A 1276-nucleotide genomic window follows, 5' to 3' on the forward strand; every position below is an offset into this window, starting at 1 on the left:
CGGTAAAGATTGCTGATCCGGATTGGTATGAAGAGCAATACGAGGATCTGGATTGGCAGCCATTTCATCTGGCCGTGAAAGACCGATATAAGGCACTGGTTGATGAAGGGCGAATAGATTTTGTGACGTTTCACCAGAGCTTCAGCTATGAAGAGTTTGTTGAAGGCATTCGGGCTATTGAGGAATCGGGGTCTCTCAGTTATCGAGTGGAGCCAGGTATTTTCAAAAAGATGTGTCGCAAAGCTGAAAACCGATCTGTGGGCGCTGTCAGTGCTGGTATTGGGGATCAGGCACGAGTCTGGAAGATTTCGATCGATGGAACGGGGCATAGCCAAACCCGGGACTATTGTTTAAAAAATGGTGAGATGAGAATCGGCTGGGGGCATGTTGGAGATCTTAGTCAGGACGATCGTAGCGATGATGAAATTCAAGCATTTGACAGTGAGGGCTCTAATAATCAAAACACTTTGATGGCCTTTGCTGAAGATGCTCAAGTTGGTGATCTCGTTCTATGTATCTCCAGTCGTACATCGGTACAGGCAGTTGGTGTAATTGAAAGTGATTACAGCTATGTGGATTCATCAGAGCCCTGTGGTGAGGGTTATAACCATCGTCGTTCAGTGAATTGGCTGGTTCAGGATGTTGATATTCCATTTATGGACTTGAATGGCGGCAAAGGCTTCACTCTGAAAACCTTTTACGAACTCTGGCGCCTGTCTCCAGCAAAAGTTCTGAAACGCCTTGAAGAGGACGGCCATCACATTTTTGAAAAAGAGATTACGTATAGTGCTTCTCAGGAACCCGTTGTCCTTATCATTGATGAAATAAACCGGGGCAATATTTCCAAAGTTTTTGGTGAACTGATTACTTTGCTGGAGCCGTCTAAACGAGCCGGGCAAAGTGAAGAACTATCTGTTTGCCTGCCTTATTCACAGGAACGGCTCAGCGTACCGGATAATCTGTATATTATCGGCACCATGAACACGGCAGACCGTTCTTTGGCGATGATGGATACAGCACTGCGTCGTCGTTTTGATTTTATTGAAATGATGCCGGATTACCGATTGCTCAGTGAAACAGTGGTTAGTGGTCTTAACATCGGTCAAATGCTGGAAGTGATGAACCGGCGTATTGAATTTCTGTACGACAGGGAACACATGCTGGGGCATGCTTTTTTCATGCCGCTGAATGATGCAACTGGTGATGATGAGCGTTTAGAGATATTGGCTTCTATCTTCAGCAATAAGATCATTCCTCTGCTTGAAGAATATTTCTA

The 1276-nt window shown here is 45.2% G+C and carries 1 protein-coding gene; it reads left to right on the forward strand.

Annotation, left to right across the window (positions count from 1 at the left end; genetic code table 11):
• Positions 1-122 precede the first annotated feature (122 nt).
• The coding region (locus J7438_RS28550) for a DUF8426 domain-containing protein (RefSeq protein WP_353620197.1) at positions 123-1276 on the forward strand (1154 nt) is incomplete at its 3' end.

This window comes from Thalassotalea sp. G20_0, from assembly GCF_017744175.1.
Classification (GTDB): Bacteria; Pseudomonadota; Gammaproteobacteria; order Pseudomonadales; family Endozoicomonadaceae; genus Endozoicomonas.